Annotated in this window: 21 protein-coding genes and 2 pseudogenes; 10 read left to right on the top strand and 13 right to left on the bottom strand. The window is 72.7% G+C overall.

Annotated features, from left to right (window positions below; all coding sequences use genetic code 11):
• Positions 1–93: 93 nt before the first annotated feature.
• From ACTYVM_RS34335 to ACTYVM_RS34325, 3 genes are all read right to left on the bottom strand, one after another.
• Positions 94–1,287 carry a glycoside hydrolase family 64 protein gene (locus tag ACTYVM_RS34335; RefSeq protein ID WP_445529698.1) on the bottom strand — a complete coding sequence of 398 codons (1,194 nt, stop codon included), beginning with the start codon at positions 1,285–1,287 and terminating at the stop codon, positions 94–96.
• Between the two features lie 196 nt (positions 1,288–1,483).
• Positions 1,484–2,104 carry an L-threonylcarbamoyladenylate synthase gene (locus ACTYVM_RS34330; protein WP_400035639.1) on the bottom strand — a complete coding sequence of 207 codons (621 nt, stop codon included), beginning with the start codon at positions 2,102–2,104 and terminating at the stop codon, positions 1,484–1,486.
• An 88-nt stretch (positions 2,105–2,192) separates the two neighbouring features.
• Complete coding sequence (locus tag ACTYVM_RS34325; RefSeq protein ID WP_445529697.1) at positions 2,193–2,627, bottom strand: PaaI family thioesterase; 435 nt, start codon at positions 2,625–2,627, stop codon at positions 2,193–2,195.
• 264 nt (positions 2,628–2,891) lie between these two features.
• Between ACTYVM_RS34325 and ACTYVM_RS34320 the strand changes: the two are divergent.
• Positions 2,892–4,423 (top strand): annotated as a pseudogene (locus ACTYVM_RS34320) (helix-turn-helix domain-containing protein).
• A gap of 119 nt (positions 4,424–4,542) precedes the next feature.
• Here the strand turns inward: ACTYVM_RS34320 and ACTYVM_RS34315 are convergent.
• Positions 4,543–5,046 (bottom strand): TIGR00725 family protein, encoded by a 504-nt coding sequence (locus tag ACTYVM_RS34315; RefSeq protein WP_445529696.1) that lies wholly within the window; start codon positions 5,044–5,046, stop codon positions 4,543–4,545.
• A 160-nt stretch (positions 5,047–5,206) separates the two neighbouring features.
• On the opposite strand from ACTYVM_RS34315, the gene ACTYVM_RS34310 reads away from it, so the two are divergent.
• Entirely contained in the window at positions 5,207–5,647 is a 441-nt protein-coding gene (locus ACTYVM_RS34310; RefSeq protein ID WP_100571873.1) for an Lrp/AsnC family transcriptional regulator, read from the top strand.
• A 31-nt stretch (positions 5,648–5,678) separates the two neighbouring features.
• On the opposite strand, the pseudogene ACTYVM_RS34305 reads toward ACTYVM_RS34310, so the two are convergent.
• Together ACTYVM_RS34305 and ACTYVM_RS34300 are read right to left on the bottom strand one after the other, a co-directional pair.
• Positions 5,679–6,505: pseudogene (locus ACTYVM_RS34305) on the bottom strand (Gfo/Idh/MocA family protein).
• Between the two features lie 201 nt (positions 6,506–6,706).
• Positions 6,707–6,937: a hypothetical protein gene (locus ACTYVM_RS34300; RefSeq protein ID WP_445529695.1), complete on the bottom strand. Its 231-nt coding sequence runs from the start codon at positions 6,935–6,937 to the stop codon at positions 6,707–6,709.
• Positions 6,938–7,178: 241 nt separating this feature from the next.
• On the opposite strand from ACTYVM_RS34300, the gene ACTYVM_RS34295 reads away from it, so the two are divergent.
• On the top strand, positions 7,179–7,997 hold the full coding sequence (locus ACTYVM_RS34295) for an SAM-dependent methyltransferase (RefSeq protein ID WP_445529694.1): 819 nt from the start codon (positions 7,179–7,181) through the stop codon (positions 7,995–7,997).
• Positions 7,998–8,136: 139 nt separating this feature from the next.
• Here ACTYVM_RS34295 and ACTYVM_RS34290 read toward each other — a convergent pair whose 3' ends face one another.
• Positions 8,137–9,060, bottom strand: coding sequence for a helix-turn-helix domain-containing protein (locus tag ACTYVM_RS34290; protein ID WP_445529693.1), 924 nt, complete (start codon positions 9,058–9,060; stop codon positions 8,137–8,139).
• Positions 9,061–9,158: 98 nt separating this feature from the next.
• Positions 9,159–9,389 (bottom strand): DUF397 domain-containing protein, encoded by a 231-nt coding sequence (locus tag ACTYVM_RS34285; protein WP_445529692.1) that lies wholly within the window; start codon positions 9,387–9,389, stop codon positions 9,159–9,161.
• A 153-nt stretch (positions 9,390–9,542) separates the two neighbouring features.
• Here ACTYVM_RS34285 and ACTYVM_RS34280 point away from each other — a divergent pair, with 153 nt between their 5' ends.
• From ACTYVM_RS34280 to ACTYVM_RS34265, 4 genes are all read left to right on the top strand, one after another.
• Positions 9,543–10,037, top strand: coding sequence for an ATP-binding protein (locus ACTYVM_RS34280; protein WP_445529691.1), 495 nt, complete (start codon positions 9,543–9,545; stop codon positions 10,035–10,037).
• A gap of 48 nt (positions 10,038–10,085) precedes the next feature.
• Positions 10,086–10,595, top strand: a complete 510-nt coding sequence (locus ACTYVM_RS34275; RefSeq protein WP_445529690.1) for a hypothetical protein — start codon at positions 10,086–10,088, stop codon at positions 10,593–10,595.
• A gap of 293 nt (positions 10,596–10,888) precedes the next feature.
• Positions 10,889–11,134, top strand: a complete 246-nt coding sequence (locus tag ACTYVM_RS34270; protein ID WP_445529689.1) for a WhiB family transcriptional regulator — start codon at positions 10,889–10,891, stop codon at positions 11,132–11,134.
• 165 nt (positions 11,135–11,299) lie between these two features.
• Complete coding sequence (locus tag ACTYVM_RS34265; RefSeq protein ID WP_445529688.1) at positions 11,300–11,563, top strand: DUF5133 domain-containing protein; 264 nt, start codon at positions 11,300–11,302, stop codon at positions 11,561–11,563.
• A gap of 56 nt (positions 11,564–11,619) precedes the next feature.
• Here ACTYVM_RS34265 and tgmB read toward each other — a convergent pair whose 3' ends face one another.
• Together tgmB and tgmA are read right to left on the bottom strand one after the other, a co-directional pair.
• A complete protein-coding gene (tgmB, locus tag ACTYVM_RS34260) occupies positions 11,620–12,603 on the bottom strand; it encodes an ATP-grasp ribosomal peptide maturase (RefSeq protein ID WP_445529687.1) in 984 nt (327 codons plus the stop codon).
• Between the two features lie 14 nt (positions 12,604–12,617).
• Complete coding sequence (tgmA, locus tag ACTYVM_RS34255; RefSeq protein ID WP_400035664.1) at positions 12,618–12,809, bottom strand: putative ATP-grasp-modified RiPP; 192 nt, start codon at positions 12,807–12,809, stop codon at positions 12,618–12,620.
• Positions 12,810–13,213: 404 nt separating this feature from the next.
• On the opposite strand from tgmA, the gene ACTYVM_RS34250 reads away from it, so the two are divergent.
• Entirely contained in the window at positions 13,214–14,230 is a 1,017-nt protein-coding gene (locus ACTYVM_RS34250) for a hypothetical protein (RefSeq protein WP_445529686.1), read from the top strand.
• A gap of 191 nt (positions 14,231–14,421) precedes the next feature.
• On the opposite strand, the gene ACTYVM_RS34245 is transcribed toward ACTYVM_RS34250, so the two are convergent.
• The gene (locus ACTYVM_RS34245) at positions 14,422–15,654 is read right to left on the bottom strand and encodes a hypothetical protein (RefSeq protein WP_445529685.1); all 1,233 of its coding nucleotides are present in this window, start codon (positions 15,652–15,654) and stop codon (positions 14,422–14,424) included.
• 410 nt (positions 15,655–16,064) lie between these two features.
• On the opposite strand from ACTYVM_RS34245, the gene ACTYVM_RS34240 reads away from it, so the two are divergent.
• A complete protein-coding gene (locus tag ACTYVM_RS34240; RefSeq protein ID WP_445529684.1) occupies positions 16,065–16,298 on the top strand; it encodes a chaplin in 234 nt (77 codons plus the stop codon).
• Between the two features lie 163 nt (positions 16,299–16,461).
• Here ACTYVM_RS34240 and ACTYVM_RS34235 read toward each other — a convergent pair whose 3' ends face one another.
• Entirely contained in the window at positions 16,462–17,826 is a 1,365-nt protein-coding gene (locus tag ACTYVM_RS34235) for an FAD-dependent oxidoreductase (protein WP_445529683.1), read from the bottom strand.
• A gap of 158 nt (positions 17,827–17,984) precedes the next feature.
• Here ACTYVM_RS34235 and ACTYVM_RS34230 point away from each other — a divergent pair, with 158 nt between their 5' ends.
• On the top strand, positions 17,985–18,899 hold the full coding sequence (locus tag ACTYVM_RS34230) for a DMT family transporter (protein WP_445529682.1): 915 nt from the start codon (positions 17,985–17,987) through the stop codon (positions 18,897–18,899).
• Between the two features lie 207 nt (positions 18,900–19,106).
• On the opposite strand, the gene ACTYVM_RS34225 is transcribed toward ACTYVM_RS34230, so the two are convergent.
• Complete coding sequence (locus tag ACTYVM_RS34225; RefSeq protein WP_445529681.1) at positions 19,107–19,952, bottom strand: SigB/SigF/SigG family RNA polymerase sigma factor; 846 nt, start codon at positions 19,950–19,952, stop codon at positions 19,107–19,109.
• Positions 19,953–19,958: the final 6 nt, after the last annotated feature.

The following is a 19,958-nucleotide window of genomic DNA, read 5'->3' as shown; positions in this document are numbered from 1 at the left end:
GTGCACCGTAACAATGATCATGCCGGGTGTACGAGAGGGGTCCGGCGCGCGTGGCGCCGGACCCCTCCGCGGTGAACTCGCCTGCAGGGGGGACTAGTCCAGGGGATCGAGGGTGAGGTAGGCCTGCTGCGGATCGCCGTCGTGGACCAGGGACTCCTGGTTGCCGACGTCGTCGAAGGCGAACGCGTAGGCCAACGCGTCGGCCATCCGGTCATGGATGATCCGCGCGTAGTGGTTGGTGACCGGGTCCTGGTAGAAGTTCGCCGTCGTGGCGTCCGGCTGGTCGGGGTTGACCAGGAGCGTGGAGCGGTTGAAGGCGGCGCACAGGGTGCGGGAGATGGGGCCGCGGACATTGTCGTTCGGCGCGTCCAGCTGCTTGTGGCAGCCGAAGACGCTGTCGGCGTCCGGCTTCTGGAAGCTGGTGACGACGGCGCCCGAGTCGTCGGTGAAGTTCATGACGTCGCCCGAGACTCGGCCGTAGTAGCGGATGCCGGGCTGGTCCCCGAAGGGGGTGACGGTCAGCGTGGTGCCGGCGTACTTCTCCCACACCCGGTTGACGTAGTCGTCCATCACATCGCCCGGCAGGTCGCCGTTCTCCATGCCGTGTCCGGGGGAGAGCGCGCGCAGCACGGTGCCGTCGGACCGGGTCTGGATCAGGCCGCCCCAGCCGCCGGGTTGGGCGCGCAGGGCGTCGAACACGGCCTGGTAGCCGCCCGGCTGGAGGCGGCCGGTGGTGACGGTGTTCCCGCCGGCGCCCCGGACACCCACCGAGTACGGCGCGGAGAACATGTCCACCTGGGTGCTGTTGAGCCACAACCCGGCGTCGTTCAGCGTGTACTCGGACCAGTTGAAGAGGATGTCGTGGTTGGGGTCGCTCGGGTTCTGCACGGCGGGCTGGACCAGTCCGCCCGTGGTCAGCCGGAAGTCGAGTTTCTGGCCGTAGGAGAAGTAGATGCGCCCGGAGAACTTGGGGATCCGGATGGTCGCCGACTGCCCCGCGGCGGGCCCGGGGATCGAGGCGTCGGGTGCGGGGGTCGGCGGGTTCCCGCCTTCCGGCCACGGGTGGAAGGTGCCGTCGGCGTCGGCCCAGCCCTGCTGACCGGTGGTCAGTGACGTGCCGATGTCGTAGACGTACAGCGTCTCGCCGCGGCCGGAATCGTTGGTCACCTCGAGTGGGATCGTGTCGGGCACCGCCGCGTCGGCCGGGGCGGGGACGCCGAGTCCGAGCAGTGCGCCGACGAGGGCAGTGGCCCCTGTCGCCGCGAGCCCCTTGAGTCTGCTGAGCATGCTCCACCTCCGTGGGGGGTTGGGGGGATACGGAGTTGGTTGGTCCGTACCTGAAGTGAGAGCGCTCTCAGAATCCCGTCTAGGGTGCGTACATGTCAATCAGGAGCTGTCGTCAGGAACCTGCCGTGCGGGGGCGGGCGTTACGGCGGTGGCGGACGCCCGTCGCCCGCGGCCGCCCGCCGTTCGAGCCGGTCCCTCACTCGAACCGCGAGGTGTCGCCCGCTCCCCGCCGTACGATCTCCGCCTCGCCGCCGGAGAAGTCGACGACCGTGGTCGGCTCGGTGCCGCAGTCTCCCGAGTCGACCACCGCGTCCACCACGTGGTCGAGCCGGTCCTTGATCTCCCAGCCCTGCGTCATCGGCTCCTCCTCGTCGGGCAGCAGCAGCGTGCTGGACAGCAGCGGCTCCCCGAGCTCCGTGAGCAGGGCCTGGGTGACGACGTGGTCGGGGATGCGCACCCCGACGGTCTTCTTCTTGGGATGCTGCAACATGCGCGGCACCTCCCTCGTGGCGGGGAGGATGAAGGTGTAACTGCCGGGCGTGGACGCCTTGATGGCGCGGAAGACGTCGTTGTCGATCCGCACGAACTGGCCGAGCTGCGCGAAGTCCTGGCAGACCAGGGTGAAGTGATGCCGGTCGTCCAGGTGCCGGATCGTCCGGATCCGCTCGATGCCCTCCCGGCTGCCCAGCCGGCAGCCCAGGGCATAGCAGGAGTCGGTCGGATACGCGATCAGCGCGCCGTCGCGCACGCTGTCCGCGACCTGACGGATCGCGCGCGGCTGCGGATTGTCGGGGTGCACGTCGAAGTACTTCGCCATCCGCCGAGCTTAAGCCGAACCCCACCCACCACCACGCAGGCCCCCGCCAACGCCCCCGCGCGCCGCCCCACCACTCCGCGCCCCAGGGTCAGCTCGTGGCGCCGCCCTTCGCAGCGAGCACGATCTGGGTCTGGGTGGTCTGTCCCACGAGCCGGTCCTTGTCGTCCCGTAGATCGGTCTGTACGACGACCAGGGTGCCGCCGACGTGCAGGGGGCGGGCCGTGGCGTGGACCCGCCCGGAGGCCACCGGCCGAAGGAAGTTGGTCTTGGACTCCACCGTGGACGTGCCGGCACCCGGCGGGAGGTTGAGGTAGGCGCAGACGGCGCCGACGGAGTCGGCCAGCGCCATCAGGGCCCCGCCGTGCAGGACCCCGCCCGCGGTGCAGACCTCCGGGGACCAGGGCAGGCTGCCCACGGCCCGGTCGGGGGTGGCCTCGTGGAGTTCGACGCCCAGTCGGCCGGCGAAGGGCATGGCAGCCAGAAGGTCGGCGGGGCTGGGGACTGCCGTCTCGGAAGGAGGCATGACATGGTGCCTTTCGTGCGAAGGTGCGTGCTTCTCGCGCTCTTCGTGCTGATCATGCATCAACAAGCAGCCCTGCACGTCGATGTGGAACGACCGAGCCGAGAGCCGGGAACGCACCACCTCGGGACCCCGGACGCTGCCTCCCCGTGCGGGCCCCCCGGCTCACTCCCGCTCAGTCCATGGGAACGGTACTGCCTGGTAACGTCACGGACCGGAAACACCGAGGTCAAGGCCACGGACATGCGACGGATGGAGAGGGCCGACATGGCCGGGCGAGACGACGGAACCACCGGGGACCCGGGACGGGCCGACCGGGAGTCGTGGGCCGAGGGGCTGCTCGACCAGTTGCGGCCGACCGGGCGGGACGTGCGCAAGGTGGTCGCCTGGCTCACCGCCTCCGTGCACGGGACCGGCTGCCTGCTGGACGGCGGCGGCACCCTGCTGGCCGGCGAGCCGGTGGCCCTGGACGAGGACGTGGTCGCGGAGGTCGTCGCCGGCCGGTTCGCCTCCGCCGCGCTGGAGGACCGCGGACGCCATGTCCGCCTGGTGCGGGTGGCGGGCCCGCATCCGCGGTCGGCCCGGGTCCTGGCCGTCTCCCGCGCCGAGCCCTTCGACCGGCAGGCCGCCGACATGGTCACCCATACCGCCGGGGTGCTCGAACTGCTGCTGCGGGCCCACGAGTCGACCGTCGCCGGGCACCGGCTCGAAAGGGCGACGGCGGCCCTGCGGCTGGCGATCCTGCAACTGCTGATGGTGGAGGACACCGTCTCGGCCCGCAGGGTGGCCGCCGGCCTGTGGCCCGGACTGCTCGACACGGACGCCGCCTGGGTCTACGTCGTCGAAACCCACCGCGCCGAACGCGACCGGCTGGCCGCCGAGTGCCGGGACGCCACCGGGGAACGGGCCCTGGTGGTGCTCTGCCCGGCGGTGGACGAGCACGTGATCGTGGTGGCGCCCCTCGAGGCCGACGGCCGCAACCTGCGCTCGCTGGTCGGCGAGCGGCCGCGCACGTTCCTCGGCGGCAGCATCCGGCACGATCTGGCCCGGACGGCCACCGCGTACGGGCAGGCCGTGAGCGCCCTCGCGGTCGCCCGGTTCCGCCCCGAGGGTGCCGCCGTGTACGCCGAGCGCAGCCACCCCGAGCGCCTGATGGACCCCGAGGCGCTGCGTGCCTGGTCCGCCCGGCTGCTGCGGCCGCTGGACACGCTGGCGCACCACACGCGTGCCGAACTGCTCGCCACCACCCGGCTGGGCCTGGAGTTCACCGCCGTGAGCGCGGCGAAGGTCCTCGGAGTGAGCCGCAACACGGTACGGGCCCGTATGGAGCGGGTGGAGGGACTGGTCGGCGCGGACTTCGGCAGCCTGACCTCCCGGGCCGTGGTCCACCTCGCCCTGAACACCCAGGCCGGCTTCGACCACCAGCCGGCCGCGGCCCCGGGGCCGCAGTCGGGCGCGGTACGCCTCGGCGAACTGCTGTCCGGCCCGGCGCTGCGCACCTGGGCACGCGAGCTCCTCGGCCGTCTGGGGGCGGACACGCGGGACCTGCGCGGCACACTCCGCACCTGGATCACCGCCGGTGGCAACGCCGAGCGCGCCGCGCAACTGCTCGGCGTGCACGCGCAGACCGTCCGCGAGCACGTCCGCGGGGTGGAGCCCGTCCTGGAACGCCAGCTCCTCGCCGCCGGCGGCGACCTGTACGAGGTCGTCCTGGCCCATCTGGCGGTGGGCGACCTCGAACCGCCCGCGCTCGGCACGGAGTGAAGGCGGGCATTCCGGACTCACTTGTGCACGGGTGAGTCCTCCGCCGGGCGGAGGGGGCATCGGCGCGGTACCCAACGGGCCCCCGCTGCACATAGGTTCGACGAGCCGCGGACACGGGACCGGAACGGGGGACCGGTCCCGTGCCGCCCGGCGCTCAGCCGTCCAGCCGCACCGGTGCGCTCGGCGGTGAGGGCAGGACCGCCTCGACGGCCGCCGCCGGTGTCGCCACCTGGACCGGTCCGCGTATCCCGCCCGTGGCGGACGGCGCGTCCGGCAGGGTCCAGCTCTCCAGCAGGGCGACCGGCCTGCCCGCCCGCAGGGCCAGCGCCACCTCGCTGAGCGTGCCCCAGCCGCCGCCGACCGCGATGAGGGCGTCGCAGGTGTTCACGAGCACCCCGTTGCGCAGCTCGCCCAGACCGGTCGCCACGGCGAGGCTCAGGTGCCGGCTTCCGGCGGCCCGGTCCCGCCCCGGCAGCAGGCCGACGACCGTACCGTCCGCCGACCGCACGCCCTGCGCGCAGGCCTCCATGACCCCGCCCAGGCCCCCGCACACCACGACCGCCCCCCGCCGGGCCAGAAGCGCGCCCACCCGCCGCGCGAGATCCGCCTCCCGCGCGGAGGCCTCCTGGGGACCGGCGACGGCCACGCAGGGACGCATACGCCCATGGAACGGCCCGCGGATCGCCTCGGCAAGGCGGAACGACCGAGCGGGACGCCGACGCGCACACCGAGGTCCTCGCCGCCGCCCTGGCCGAACCGCACGGCTGACGGCAGGGCCTACGCTGGGGCGAGCCGGCCGGAGAGGGAGAGCGACACACGTGGACGAGATCGACCGGGCCATCCTGCGCGAGTTGCAGACCGACGGACGTATCGCCTACGCGGACCTCGGCCCCAAGGTCGGTCTGTCCGCGTCCGCCGCCCGCCAGCGGCTCCAGCGCCTGCTGGACTCCAAGGCCGTCCAGGTGGTCGGCGTGACCGATCCGATGGCCATGGGCGGTCAGGCCATGGCCCTGCTCGGCATCGGCGTGGACGGCGACCCGCGGGCGGTCGCCGACGAACTGGCCGGGCGGCCCGAGGTGGTCTACTCGGTGCTGACCTCCGGCGGCTTCGACCTGTTCGCCGAGGTGGTCGCGCCCGGCCCGCGGGACCTGCTGGACTTCGTCAACGACGTGGTCCGCCCCATCGAGGGCGTCCGGCAGGTCCAGTCGTTCCCGTACTTCGGCATTCACACCCACCGGTTCCTGTGGGACGTGGGCTGACCGCGAGGCGCGGCGCGAGCACGAGCGTCGGTCAGTCCGTGTCGTGGGTCAGCATGGCCTCGGCAGCCGCGAGTATCTCGGTGACCCGCAGCCCGAACGCGGCGTCGCACGGGTGCGGCCGCCCGGTGCGCGCGGCGGTGAGCAGCGCGTCCGCCGCCCGCCCGAACGCGGCGCCGGCGTCCTCGGAGCTCTCCGGAAGCAGGGTCACCCCGGCCTCGCCCCGCAGCTCCACGGTGGCCCCGGCCGCCGCCGGGGGAGCGGTCAGGCTCAGGGTCAGGGTGCTGGACGCGCCGCCCACGTGGTCGAGGACCGCGTGCACCGTGTCCCCGGGACCGTGCGCGGCCGCGGTCACGCGCCGTACGTCGCCGAGGACCGGCAGCAGCACCGACAGCGCGTGCGGGCCGACGTCCCACAGCGCGCCCTTCTCCCGCCGCCACGGCGAGGCGGCGAACGGGCTGTCGCCGGTGAACACCGCGCCCAGCCACTGGGCCCGTGCCGTGAACCACTCCCCCCGTGCCGCCTGCTCGGCGATCCAGGCCTCCGGCTCGGGCTGGAAGCGGGTGGTGAAGAAGACCACCGAGGCCACCCCCGTCTCGCGGACGGCCCCGACCACCGCGCGGCCCGCACCGCGAGGTCGGCCTGCACGTGCGGGGGCAGCGCGACGGCGACCGCGTCCACCTCCGCCAGCAGGGCGTCGAGGTCGTCGTAGGCGTGCGTGCCGTGTCGTTCGGCAAGATCCTTCGCGGCGGCCGTCCGTCGCCCCCACACGCCGGCGAAGTCCAGCTCGCCGTGTTCGCTCAGGGCGGGAGCGTGGACCATCCGGGCCCAGGGGCCGGTGCCGAGCAGTCCGATGCGCATACCGGTGCCTCTCCACTGTGCCGGACAGGGTGACGACCGGCCCGTACGGCCGGTCGTCACCGAGCGTGTCACAGGAACCGGGTACCGGAGCAAGCCCGCGGACGAAAGCGGGCAAGAAAGCGGGCGCGTAAGCCGTCGCGGAACGGGTCGACGGCGTCGGCCGGCCGCGCGGGTGCCTGCCGGCCCGGGCCGCCCGCCGGGTCAGCCGGTCCGCTGCCGTTCGCCGGAGCCGGGAGGGTCGGCCGCGAACCCGACCGGGCCGGTACCGGCCCGGGTGCGGCGGCGGCCGTCCGGGAGCAGACGCAGAGGTCCGCGGCGCCCGGCACGGCGGCCGCGCGCCGGAGCCGGATCCAGTATCCGCTCCTCCACGTGGTCCAGGACCGCGAGCAGCACGGACATGAGCGGCAGCAGCAGAACAGCGACGAAGACCATGACGCCCCCTTGCCCGGCAGACGATCGGTGCTCCTTGTTCGACAGAGGATCCGAGTGCTCAGAACCGCGCGGTTGATGGGTGCCGTTCCGTGAAGAATTCATGAGGATCGGGACAGACCGTGATGGCATCACCGGCCGTCGTTCTCCGTCCGCTGGTGTGGGAAGACGCGGGTTCCCTAGGATGTACTCTCAGTCGGACCGGCCCAGTTGGCGCGGTGGAATCGGCGAATCTGGGGGACTGATGCCTGCGGAGAACCAGCTGTCCACGAACATCGACGAGAGCGTGCCGACGGCTGCACGTATGTACGACCACTATCTGGGTGGCAAGGACAACTACGCGGCCGACCGGTCCGCGTGCGAGGAACTCGACAAGGTCGTCCCCAGCACCCGCCGGCTCGCCCTGAACAACAGGCGCTTCCTGCAGCGAGCTGTCCGCACGCTCGCCGAGGACCACGGGATCCGGCAGTTCCTCGACCACGGCTCCGGCCTGCCCACCCAGGACAACGTCCACCAGGTCGCCCAGCGCGTCGACCCCGAGTCGCACGTGGTCTACGTCGACAACGACCCGATGGTGCTGGTCCACGGCCGGGCCCTGCTGCAGCAGGACGAGCGCACCGCGGTCATCCACGCCGACCTGCGGCAGACCGACCAGATCTTCTCGCACCCCGAGACCCAGCGCCTGATCGACTTCTCGCAACCGGTGGCCGTGCTGTTCAACTCGGTGTTCCACTGCATCCCGGACAGCGACACCGACGGCCCGCTCGCCGTGGTGGAGCGCGTACGGGAGCGGCTCGCGCCCGGCAGCGTCATGCTCATGTGCCAGCTGGTCAGCGAGGACCCCGAGGTGCGGGCCTTCGTCACCGACTTCATGGACAAGGTCACGCAGGGTCACTGGGGCCGGGTGCGCCAGGAGAAGGACGTCGCCGAGTGGTTCGAGGGCCTGGAACTGCTCGAGCCGGGTCTGGTGGAAGTGTCCACCTGGCGGCCGGACACCGAGGTGGCCCCCCGTCAGCTCACCCACGAGTGGGTGGAGTTCGGCGGGATCGGCCTGATCCGCTAGCGGACGACCGTACGGCGGCACCGACGCGAACGACGACGCCCCGTCCAGGACCCGGATACCGGGTTGTGGACGGGGCGTTCGTATCGGTCGGGGTGTGCGTCCCGGGCGGGATCGCCTCAGGTCGTCCCCTCAGGTCGTCCTAGGACGCGGACGCGTAACGGTCGTTGGCCGTCTTGCGCAGCAGTGCCAGGGACTCCTGCGGAGTGAGCGCCTCGTCGGCCAGCCGGTCCAGCGCGACCCGGTACTCCTCCGTCTCGTCGCGGTCCTCGAGGAAGTTGGCGCTCTTGATGTGCTCGAGGTAGACGACGTCGGGCAGGTCCAGGCCGCCGAACCGGAGATACGTGATCGGGATGGCGGGCGCGGACGCGTTCGTCACGTCCAGCGGGACGATCTGCACGGTCACGTTGGGGCGCTGCGCCATGGTGGCGAGGTGCTCGAGCTGCTCGCGCATGACCTCGCGGCTGCCCAGAACACGCAGCAGGACCGATTCGTCAACGACCGCCCACACCTGCGGTGCCTCCTGCCGCAGCAGCAACTGGGCCCGCCGCATGCGCAGTTCGACGCGGCGCTGGACCTCGCCCGCCGAGGCGGTCGGCAGACCGCGCTCCACCACCGCCCGGGTGTACGCCGCGGTCTGGAGCAGACCGGGTACGTACTGGATCTCGAAGGTGCGGATCGCGGCGGCCGCCTCCTGGAGGCCGACCAGCCGGTCGAACCACTCGGGCATCAGCCGCTTGTCGTAGCGCTGCCACCAACCGGGTTCGCCCGCCCGCCGTAGCAGCCTGAGCAGGACCGAGGATCCGTACTCGTCGGTGCCGTACAGCTTCAGCAGGGCGCGGACGTCGCCCTCGGCCGGAGGGCGACGTCCCTTGCCCGACTCGATGCGCGAGAGCTTCGCGGCACTGAATCCGAGCTCACGCGCCGACTGCTCCTGGGACAGGCCGGCGTCCTCGCGAAAACCCGCCAGCTGAACGCCGACCAGCATCTTCAGCAGGGTCGGGGCCGGCTCGGGCCGGTCCAGATAGGGTTCGAGGCGGGAGATGCGATGTGGCTCGGCGGACATCCTGACTCCCCGTAGACCGGCAGGCTGAGCAGTCACCGTACCGTACCGTCCGGCTGCGGAGGGCACTCGCCGGTGGAAGTCGGCATGTTCCTTCCGTTTCACAGCAGATGGTCGAACTCGCCCTCCTTGGCGCCGGCCACGAACGCGGCCACCTCCGCGGGGGTGTAGACCAGCGCGGGGCCGTCGGGGTCACGGGAGTTGCGCACCGCGATGTCACCGTCGACCAGAGTGGCGACCTCCACGCAGTTGCCTTCGGCGTTGCTGTGCCGGCTCTTGATCCAGCGGGCGTCCAGCGAACTGGCCCGCACTCCGTTCCGCATAAGTGGCATCGCGGTCTCCTTGCTGTTCACGTTCGCACGTCCGTGCGCATTTTCACGAGAAATTTCGCGTGCAATTGCACACGGGCGCTGTCAGCGTGGATAATAGCCGGGGCGTCAACCCCCTGTGGACGCTGTTCGGTGACGTCGCATCAGGGAGATGCCGTGCCCTCACCAGTGAGCCGAGAGCTCGAAGTGCCGAGTGCGGCCGCCGTGATCGCGCCGTGGGCGGAGGGGACCCCCGGCGCGCTCGCGGCCGCAGCGCTGCGGATCGACTGCGGCCGGGAGGGATTCGCCCGGGCCCGCGCCTTCACGCGAGAGACCTTGGGCAGATGGTCGCTCGACCACTGTGCCGACGACGCCGCCCTCATCGTCACCGAACTCGCGGCCAACGCGGCGACGCACGCGGTGCCGTACGCCCCGTCCGGCGACACGGCCGTGTGGCTCGGGCTCGCCGTCGACGCCGCCCAGCTGCTCATCACCGTCTCCGACCCCTGCGCCGGCCGGTCCATACACCGCGCCCCGGCCGACTCCAGCCTGCTGGAGCACGGCCGGGGCCTGCGCATCGTCGACGCCCTGGCCGAGGAATGGGGCTGGACCCCGAGGCCTCCGGCGGGCAAGTCCGTCTGGGTGAGGCTGTCGACGCGTCCACCCCACTGAACCGCCGTTCCCTGTACTACTACTACCGCCGCCGGAAAGGACGACGCCATGCGCACCGTACCGACGGAGCAGCCCGGCACCGACCGCGCGACCCCGCTGTCGGCCCTGGGGCAGGTGCCCTGGAGCGACATCAGGGACTCCACCGGCTCGGCGGCCGACATCCCCCTGTTGCTCCGCGAGGTGGCCTCGGGCGAAGCCGGCACCGCCCGCGCCGCGCTGGACGAACTGCGCGGTCGGATCTGCCAGTACGGCTTCGTGGTGGAGCAGGCCACCGCGGCCACGGTCCCCTTCCTGTGGGAGCTCGTCCGGCTTCCGCACGTGACCTGCCGACCGCAGATCATCCAGCTGCTCAGGGGCATCGCCGAAGCCCGGCAGTGGGAGAGCGTCGCCGCGGTCTACCCCAAGCTCCTCAACCACCGGGAGAACCCCGTGGTGTGGGAGCGCCGCGCGCGGCAGGCCGTGCGCGCCCGGCGCGACGCGCTGCCGGCGCTGCTCGACGACCGCGACCGTGAGACCGCCGAGGCCACGGCGGAGCTCGCCGCCGCGCTCGCCGCGTAGGCGGGGGCCCCCGGACCTCCGGGCGGCCCCGACCGCCCGCAGCCACTGCGCGCATTCGGCCACCAGCGCGAAGAATCACTCGTCGAGCGGGTCCGTGGCCGCAGACCCTCCGCTCCGAGGGGCTCACGGCTGGGCGTTCTCCTGTACGCCTTCTGCGTGGCGTTCACCCAGTCGTGGCCGCGGGGCCGAAAAACACCTATATTGCGGTACCTCTGCCGGGTCGTGCGGCGCCCTGATGCCGCAGACGGGAGCTGCCCGGACGACATGCGGCCGAGTGTTCAGCGGAGGTCCCGGTGAGCGTGGTCCGAACGATCGAGAACTGGCGCGAGCGCGGGGCGTGCCGCTTCGAGGATCCCGAACTGTTCTTCCCGCTCGGGGAAAGCGGTCCGTCGGTGCGTCAGATAGCGCAGGCCCGCGCGGTGTGCCACCGGTGCCCCGTGCTGCGCGAGTGCCGGGCGTGGGCCCTGCGCAACAGCGAGTACGACGGTGTCTGGGGCGGCATGACCGCCGGGGAGCGCCGTGCCGCGGCCCGGCGCTGATCCGGGGACCGCGGCCGGTAGACCCGGCGGTACCCCGGTGGCGAGCGGTGGCCGTGCCACCGGGGGTCGACTGAATCCGGTCACACATATGCCCGCGCGCCGGTCGCCGCGCATGGCACGGCGTGCCGCGGGCATACGGAGCAAAAATCGAGAGAGGGGCTCTCCGTGCTGGTTCCGGACCCGAAGGTCGTCAGGACGTTGCTGACGCGGTACGCGTCGCTGAAGATCGCTCAGGCGGAGAGGGAGCGGGCCGAGACGGCCCGGGAGCTGGAGGACGTCAGCTACACCTTGTGCGTCATGATGGGGACCACCGGCATCCACGAGGCCATCGGGAAGGCGGACGCCCTGCTGCTCGCCTCCCGGCGAGCAGCGGACGCCGACGTGAGCGCCGACGCCGACGGGGACGGCGCCCTGCCCCTGGCGGTCTGACCCGGCGGTCCGACCCCGCGGCACCCGGACGGGTGCCCTCCTGGCACAGCGTGCCGTCAAGGAGCCGCCGTACGCCTCCCGCCGGCGTGCGCGCGTTCCCGCGGGGCGGGTCGGGCCAGCCACTCGGCGATGGTGCGCGCGATCGGCTGGCCGGTCTCCACCTCGACGAACCCGAACTGGCCGGACTGGTTGCACTCGAGGAACCACCAGGTGCCGTCGGCGTCCTCGGCGAAATCGAAGGCGCCGTAGGCCAGTTCGGCCTGCCGCAGATAGGCGCGCACCGCGGCGGCCACGCGCGGCGGGACCTCGGCCGCCCGCCACGGCGTCCCGGACCTGGCGAACCGGACGTCCACCTCCTCGGAGTCGGCGTCCGTCGGGGTCGCCTTGCGGGCGGCCAGCAGCGTGTCGCCGACCGCGGTCAGCCGGATGTCGGCGCGCTTGGCGATCCTGCGTTGGAGCAGGGTCGGACCGTAGGCCACCGCGCCGAAGTCCGCGTCCGGGGCGACCCGGCTGGTCGGCACCGCCCTCGGCGGCTCCTGCGGATGGGCCCCGGAGACCGGCTTGACCACCAGGTCCGGGAAGCGCTCGGCGAACTCCCGTGCGGCCTGCGGGAACGTGGTGATGAGCGTGGCCGGCACCGGCAGGCCGCTGCGCTGGGCGAGCCGCAGCTGCCAGGGCTTGTGCCGGGCACGCTCGGCCGCGTCCGGATGGTTCATCCAGCGCGCTCCGCAGCCGCGCAGCATTCCGTACAGCGCCTGCGCGGCCTCCTCGGTCAGCCACGCGGACGGCCGGACCGCCCGGATCGCCGGGAGCCCGGGTCTGCGCACCCAGACCGAGCGCAGGCGGTTCACGCTCACCAGCCGTCCGCCCGCCGACAGGTGCCCGTTGAAGGAGCCGTGGACCCACTCGCCCGACAGGGCGGCGCCCGCGGTCAGATCGGCCGGATCCAGCCGGACCACCGGAGTCGAGGAGGCGTTCAGGTGCATCACCACCATGTCCGCCGTCACGTCCTCCTCGCCGGTGAGGATCAGTACGGTCATCTCCGCGGCCGTGCTCAGTCGTCGAAGTGCGTCTTGGAGCCCGCCGTTGAGGTCGTGGTGCCCAGTTCTCTCAGCAGCGCGTGGTCGGATGCGGCGATCCGTCCGTCCAGGAGAACGTTCAACTGCAGACCGGAGTCGTAGGCGTACGGCGTGGCGGCGTCCCGTTCCACTGCCGGACGAGCGTAGTTGAGCGCGAACGGTTGCATCGTCTCTCCCCTGTCGGTGCAGCCGCGACCAAGCGGTGTTGCTGCTTGTGGCGTCGCTTGGCCCGCTGACTTCGTTTCGGGTTCCCGAGACTTATACGAATCGAACGAGTGAATGGTTTCCTTACGGAGCGTAGTCGTTGGCGTCCGGGCGCCCACGGCGTCCGAAAAGTGTCGGTCGGCGGGCCGGGCAACAGGTCCGTGCGCAGGACCAGATGGAGGCGGTCCCCGACAGAGCCGGCACGGCCCCGTCGGACGCCCTCGTTGCCGCCCGCCCATGACCGGACGTCACCCCGCTGCGTCGTCCCGGTGGCGCGCCGGTCGACAGGGCCCTTGTAATGGCGGGGTAAAGGCGTGTCGCGCTTCGGGGGTGCAGGAGCGGCCGCAACCCTGCCATGGAGCTCAGCATGACCACCCGCTCTTCACCATCCGAGTCGAACCAGGCCGTCATCGACTTCACCGACGAGAACCGCTGGTCCGGGCCGCCCGGCGGCATGGTGGGAGGCGGCGAGGACGAGGACGCGGCCGGTGATCCGGTCGGCGGACTCGTCCGGGCGGCGGTCGACGACCGGCCCCTGGAAGAGATCCTCCGGTTCGTCACCCTGCTGGAGGGACCGCCCGAGCACGCCGAGGCCGTCCGGCACGCCCTGCGCGCGGTCGCCCTGGACCGGCCGGTGGAGGACGTCGCCCGGCTGGTCGCCGAGCTGACCCGGCCGCCGCGGCCGGCGGACAGCGCCGACGACACGATCCGCGCCGCGGTCGGCGGCCGCTGCGTGGAGGACGTCACCCGGCTGGTGGCGCTGCTGCACCAGCCACCGCACCTGCCGCACTGCGGCCGGGCGGCGATCCGCGCGGCCGCCGCCGACCGCACGGTCGAGGAACTCGTGGAGCTGATCGGGCGGCTGGCCCGGGAGCCGCACGACGAGCCGGGTGCGTCGCCGGATCCGGCCGCGGGCCCGGAGCGGAAGGCCGCGGGCGAGAGGGCCGGGCGGCCCGCCTTCTGGCCCAGCTGGATCGCCTCGGCGGCCCTCGTGGTGTGCGGCGCGGCCTACTTCCCGCTGCGCTGGCAGGGAGTGCCCCTGTTCGTCTGTCTCCTCGCCCTCACCGTGTCGGGGCTGTGCGGGCTGCTGGCCCTGCTGCTGGCGCTGCGTACCGGCGTGGTGGCCCTGGTGGCGGGGGCGGTCGTCCCGGCGGTGCCGGCGGCGGTCGGTTATGTCGAAGGCAGGTTCGTCCCGGCGCAGGTCTCCCGCGCTCTGGCGATCACGGTGGCGCCGCCGCTGAGCGCGGGACTGACCGCGGTGTGCGCGTCGCTGGCCAGTCTGGCCGCGCTCTCGCTGCTGCTGATGGTGCAGGCGGCCGAGCGGCATCCGCCGCCTCGGTCGACCGGCCTCGGTTCACGGGCCGTCAACCCGCCCGCCCGGTGAGCTGCTTGCCGGGGGCCGGGAACGGCGCGTCCGGAAGTGGACACCCCTCGCCCGCCGGCCGGCGCCGTCCGCGAGCAGGCCGCCCCGCCGCGGCGCGACCGGGCGGCCCCTCGGAGGTGCCGCCGCGCGGACCGCGTGCCCGGGCCGCGGCACCCGGCGGATCCGGGCACCCGTACCACCGCGGACCGGGCTCAGTTCTCGGCCCGCGGCTCTGAACCTCCGGCCGGCGGGGACGTGCCGGCGTCCCCGCCGGCCGGAGACGCGCCACCGTCGTCGGAGGCCGCTCCGGCCTTCGGCCGCCGCTCCGGCGCGGCACTCGGGCGCAGCGACAGGGCGGTGCCCTTCAAGCGCCCCAGTCCGCGCGCGAGTTGACGGAAGGGGGACCCGGAGACCGGACCGGCCTGCCTCCTGGCCGGCAGCATGCCCTCGGCCTCCGCCTCCCGGTACACGGCGAGGGCCTCGTGGGCGCGCTCGGCGGCCTCCTTGTAGAGGTCCCGGGACTTCGTCATCGCCTCCAGGGCTTCGGAGTACATGGTGACGAGTTCGCGCGCCCGGGCGAGTTCCTCTTCGATGGTCAGCAGCCGCCACTCCTCGCGCACCCCCGTGAGGGCCCGGTCGGCGCCGTCGGGCAGGGGCCTGGGCAGCGCGGCGAAACGGCGGACGGTGTCGAGGAGTTCGGTGGGTTCCGTGCCGTCGAGGAAGACGCTGCGCACCGAGAAGTCCGCCATGGCGTAGCCGGACGGCGCCGGACTGCCGGGCAGGACCACGGCGCCGCCGCGAGGCACCCGGATGCCGAAGTCGTCCAGTACCCAGTTCACGGCCCGGAAACGGTGCGGCGCGGCCCGGTGTTCGACCACCCGGTGCCGCAGGCCCTCGGGCAGCAGGCGCACCACCGCCGCCCGGCCCCGCTCGTCGGGCGTCATGGCCTCGTGGACGACGACGTGGAGGGTCCAGATGTCCCGCGCCGCGTGCCGCAGGACCCGCCTGAGGTCCTTGTCGTCGTCCGGCAGGGGGGTGGCCTCCCCGAGCGGCAGCCCGGTGACGGCCTCGTGCTGCCAACCGGCGTCGGGTCCCTGCGGCCAGAACATGGTCGCGGGGGAGGGCCACCGCGGGTCCCACGTCCGCTCCGCCTCCGCCAGCAGCGTCCACGCCCGCCCCGGTGCGTCACCGGGGTCGTCGAGGGGCGCGAGGGCGAGCCGGGCCCGTACGGTGACTTCGCCGGGCACCAGCCAGCGGGCCTCGAAGACCTTCTCGCCGCCGGGGCCGGTGCCCTCCGCTTCGAGGTGGTCGTGGAGGACACCGTCGGCCTTGAGCTTTTTCAGCTGGCGTCGTACGACGTCCTCCGCGGCGGGCCCGGTGTGGCGGCCGCGGGCCGGCCACACCGTGGGCGGGGTGGCGGGGCGGGGGGAGGGGGAGTTCGACATGAGCCAATCGGAGAGCGGGGGCGGCGTGTGTGTTCAGTATCGCCAAGCCGGATCATGCCGGGTCGCGCGGGGTCGGTGCCCGTCCCGCCGGGGCGGCGGCGCCGTCCGCCCGCGGCCGTGCGTGTGCCGTGGCGGCGCGTTCCCCGTGGTCAGCCGGTCTGCCCGGTGGCCTGGCCGGCCCCGGCCCGCCGCTCGCCGGCGTGCGCGGTGAGTCCCCTGCGGGCGGCGGCGCGGCGTTGACGCGGGTGCCGGAGCCACCGGTGCCGCCTTCCCCGTTCGGAGCATGTCACGCCCTGTGAGGCTGACAGTCCTGCTGCATTCGGCGGCGGAACGGTGTTCTGCGGCGCCCGGAACCCTCTCCGTCCCTCACCGTGGGAACGCCCGTGTTCTTCGAGCGACAGGAGTTCTCCATGAGGATCAGAATGACGGCTGCCGCCGCCCTGGCCGGCGCGGCCCTGATGACGTGCGCGGGAACCGCCGCGGCCGACTCCGGCGCGATCGGTGCCGCAAGCAACAGCCCCGGGGTGCTCTCCGGCAACGTCATCCAGGTCCCCGTCGACCTCGGCCTCAACCTGTGCGGCAACTCGGTCAACCTGGTCGGCCTGCTCAACCCCACCGCCGGGAACGTGTGCGTGAACGGCTAGGACGATCCCGGCCGGGCGGTGCGCTTCCACGTGCCCGTTTCCCGCGCAGCCGAGCGAGCCGTGCCCCGGCAGGGGCACGGCTCGCTCGGTATGGGCCGCACACAGGTTCCGCACGGTTCGCCGTCCGCCGGGCGGTCGCCGCCCGGCAGCCGGCCGCGCCGGACTACGCGCCGCTCGCGCGGAGCATGTCCTCGCGTTCGACGATCTTCACGCGCTCGCGGCCCCGGGGCTCGCCCAGGGCCTTCTCGGCGGCGTCCAGGCGGTACCAGCCCTCCCAGGTGGTGAACCGGACGTTCCGCTCGGCCAGGAAGGCGTCGACGGCCTCCGGGGCGGGCGAGGCGGGGGTGTGCAGGCGTCCGTTCGTGAAGTCGTCCAGCAGGTTGGCGACCGTCTCGTTGGCGTCGCCCTTGGTGTGGCCGATGAGACCCACGGGACCGCGCCGGATCCACCCGGTGACGTACAGGGACTGCACGTGCTCGCCGGACTCGGCGACGATCCGGCCGCCCTCGTCCGGGATCGTGCCCGACTCGAGGTCCCAGGGCAGCTTGGGCAGTCGGTCGGAGAGGTACCCCACGGCGCGGTAGACGGCCGTGACGTCCCAGTCCTTGAAGGTGCCGGTGCCCTTGACGTTGCCGGTGCCGTCGAGCGCGGTGCGCTCGGTGCGCAGGCCGACGACCCTGCCGTCCTCGCCGAGGATCTCGGCCGGGGACTCGAAGAAGTGCAGGAACAGCTTGTGCGGCCGGTCGCCGACGTCGCGGATCGCCCAGTTCTCCAGCGTCTTGGCGACCATGTCGGCCTGCTTGTTGCCGCGCCGGGTCGTGATGGAGCCCTCGTCGTAGTCGATGTCCTCGGGGTCGACGACGACCTCGATCGAGGGGGAGTGGTCCAGCTCCCGCAGCTCCATCGGGCTGAACTTCGCCTGTGCCGGACCGCGGCGGCCGAACACGTGGATCTCCACCGCCCTGTTGGCCTTCAGGCCCTCGTGCACGTTCGGCGGGATCTCGGTCGGCAGCAGTTCGTCGGCCGTCTTGGCCAGGATGCGGGCCACGTCCAGGGCGACGTTGCCGACCCCGAGCACGGCGACCTTCTCGGCGGTCAGGGGCCAGGTGCGCGGCACGTCCGGGTGCCCGTCGTACCAGGAGACGAAGTCCGCGGCGCCGTACGAGCCGTCCAGCTCGATGCCGGGTATGGGCAGCGCCCGGTCGGCCGTCGCGCCGGTGGAGAAGATCACTGCGTCGTAGAACGCGCGCAGGTCGTCCAGGCTGATGTCGCCCGGGTGGTCGACGTTGCCGAAGAGCCGGATCTGCGGCTTGTCGAGCACCTGGTGGAGGGCCGTGACGATGCCCTTGATGCGGGGGTGGTCGGGGGCGACTCCGTAGCGGATCAGACCGAACGGGGCCGGCATGCGCTCGAAGAGGTCGATGGACACGCCCGGTTCGGTGGCCACGTCGGACTTGAGGAGGGCGTCGGCGGCGTAGATCCCGGCGGGGCCGGCTCCGACGATGGCTACCCGCAGGGGGCGGGGCATGATCAGGTTCCCTTCGAGCGAGGACGTTCGACTCCTCGGCAACCCTAAACTGAGGCAAACCTAAGTAGGTACGCGGGTCCGGTCTATGGACCCATAAAGACGATTTATGACGTGCGTGACGGCAGGACGGCACGGCCTCGGTCGGGCATGGTGGAGCTGTGATCGGGTTGGCCGCGTGCTTCGCCGTCCTGGGGGCCGCCAGCAACGCCATGGGCACGGCCTTCCAGCGCAAGGCGGCCTCCACCGTCGCGCGCGGCGGTGGGCTGCGGCTGCTGTTCGCCCTGGCGCGCCGCCCCGCCTGGCTCGCGGGCATCGGCGGGGTGATGGGGGCGGCCATGTTCCAGGCTCTCGCGCTGGTGAACGGCCCGATGGCGCTCGTGCAGCCCCTGTTCATCCTGGAACTGCCGTTCGCCCTGCTCATTGCCGCCCCCCTGATGCACCGCGGGCTGCCCCGCGCGGGCTGGTGGGGCGTGGCGGGCATGGTCGGCGGTCTCACGCTGGTACTGGTCTCGGCCGCCCCCTCGGGGGCCCAGGACCAGGCGTCCATGATGCGCTGGATCCCGACCCTGGTGGCGTGTCTGGGGGCGATGGCGGCGGCGGTGGTCCTCGCCCGGCCGGGACGCCCCGCGCTGTTCCGCGCCGCCGTGCTGGCCGCGGCCGCCGCCGTCGGCAACGCGCTGACTGCCGCCCTGCTGAAGTCGGCGGCCGGCACCCTCGCCGCCTTTGGCCTCGCGGCCTTCCTCACCACCTGGCAGACCTACGGTTTCGCCCTCACCGGGGTCGCCGCCCTGTTGCTGCTGGAGAACGCCCTCCAGGCCGGCTCGCTGGCCGCCTCCCAGCCGGCGCTGACGCTCGGCGACGCGACGGTGAGCCTGGTGCTGGGCGTCATGCTCCTGGGCGAACAGGTCCGTCTGGGCTGGTGGCTCCTGCCGGAGCTGATCGGTGCCGGGCTGATCCTGTGGGGCGTCCTGCGGCTCATCCACGTGGTCCCGCACGCCCAGCAGGCCCTGCTCGGCGACAGCCGCGCCGGCGCCCCGGCAGGCAGCCGCGCCGACCGCCCCACCCCGCCCTAGTGCCCCGGCAGGCAACGTTCGCCCCGTCGCGACGCCCGGCACGCACTCTCGCCGCACCGCCCGAAAGCCCAAGTACATCCAGTACGAGGACTTCCGGCCGGCACGCCGAGAGCACGCACCGGACGCCGCTCCTTGACGGGCAAACGTTGCCTGCCGAGGCACTAGCTCCCGGGTGTGCCGATCCGGTGCTCGGCGCTCCTCGGAGGTTCAACGGGTGGTCAGCAGACCCTGCCGCAGTCGGCCCAGCAGCCGGTTGAGCAGGCGGGAGACATGCATCTGGGAGATGCCCAGGCGCTCCCCGATCTGTGCCTGGGTGAGTTCCTCGACGAACCGCATGTGGACGATCAGCCGGTCCCGCTCGCCGAGTTCGGCGAGCAGCGGAGCCAGGCTGTGGACGTCCTCCACGAGCGCCATGCCGGTGTCCTCGGCGCCGATGAAGTCGGCGAGGACGTTCTCGCCCTCCTCGCTGCCGCCGACGGCGGCGTCAAGGGAGGCGGAGGTGTAGCCGTTGGAGGCCACCATCGCGTCGACGACCTCCGGCTCGGGCAGGTTCATCAGCTCCGCGAGCTCCGCGGTCGTGGGCTTGCGGCCGAGCCGGCTGCCGAGCTCCTCGGTGGCCTTGGCCAGCTCCACGCGGGCCTCCTGCAACCGGCGCGGGACGTGCACGGCCCAGGAGGTGTCGCGGAAGAACCGCTTGATCTCGCCGACGATGTACGGCACGGCGAAGGACGTGAACTCCACCTCGCGGGCGAGTTCGAACCGGTCGATCGCCTTGATCAGCCCGATCATGCCGACCTGGACGATGTCCTCCATCTCCTGCGGGCCCCGGCTGCGGAAGCGGCCGGCCGCGTAACGGACGAGGGACATGTTCATCTCGATGAGTGTGTTGCGGGCGTACTGGTGGTCGGGCGTGCCCTCCTCCAGGGTCGCCAGCCGGTCGAAGAACAGGCGTGACAGAGCCCTTGCGTCAGTGGGCGCGACCCTTGAGGGGTCGGCCACCTCCGGCAGCTCCCTACGAGCCCGAGTCGCCTTCGCCTCCGTGGTCACCGCCATCGTGCG

The sequence above is a fragment of the Streptomyces cyslabdanicus genome (genome assembly GCF_052663305.1).
Note: the sequence above shows the minus strand (reverse complement) of the source record. Positions and strands in the feature narration are given on the sequence as shown.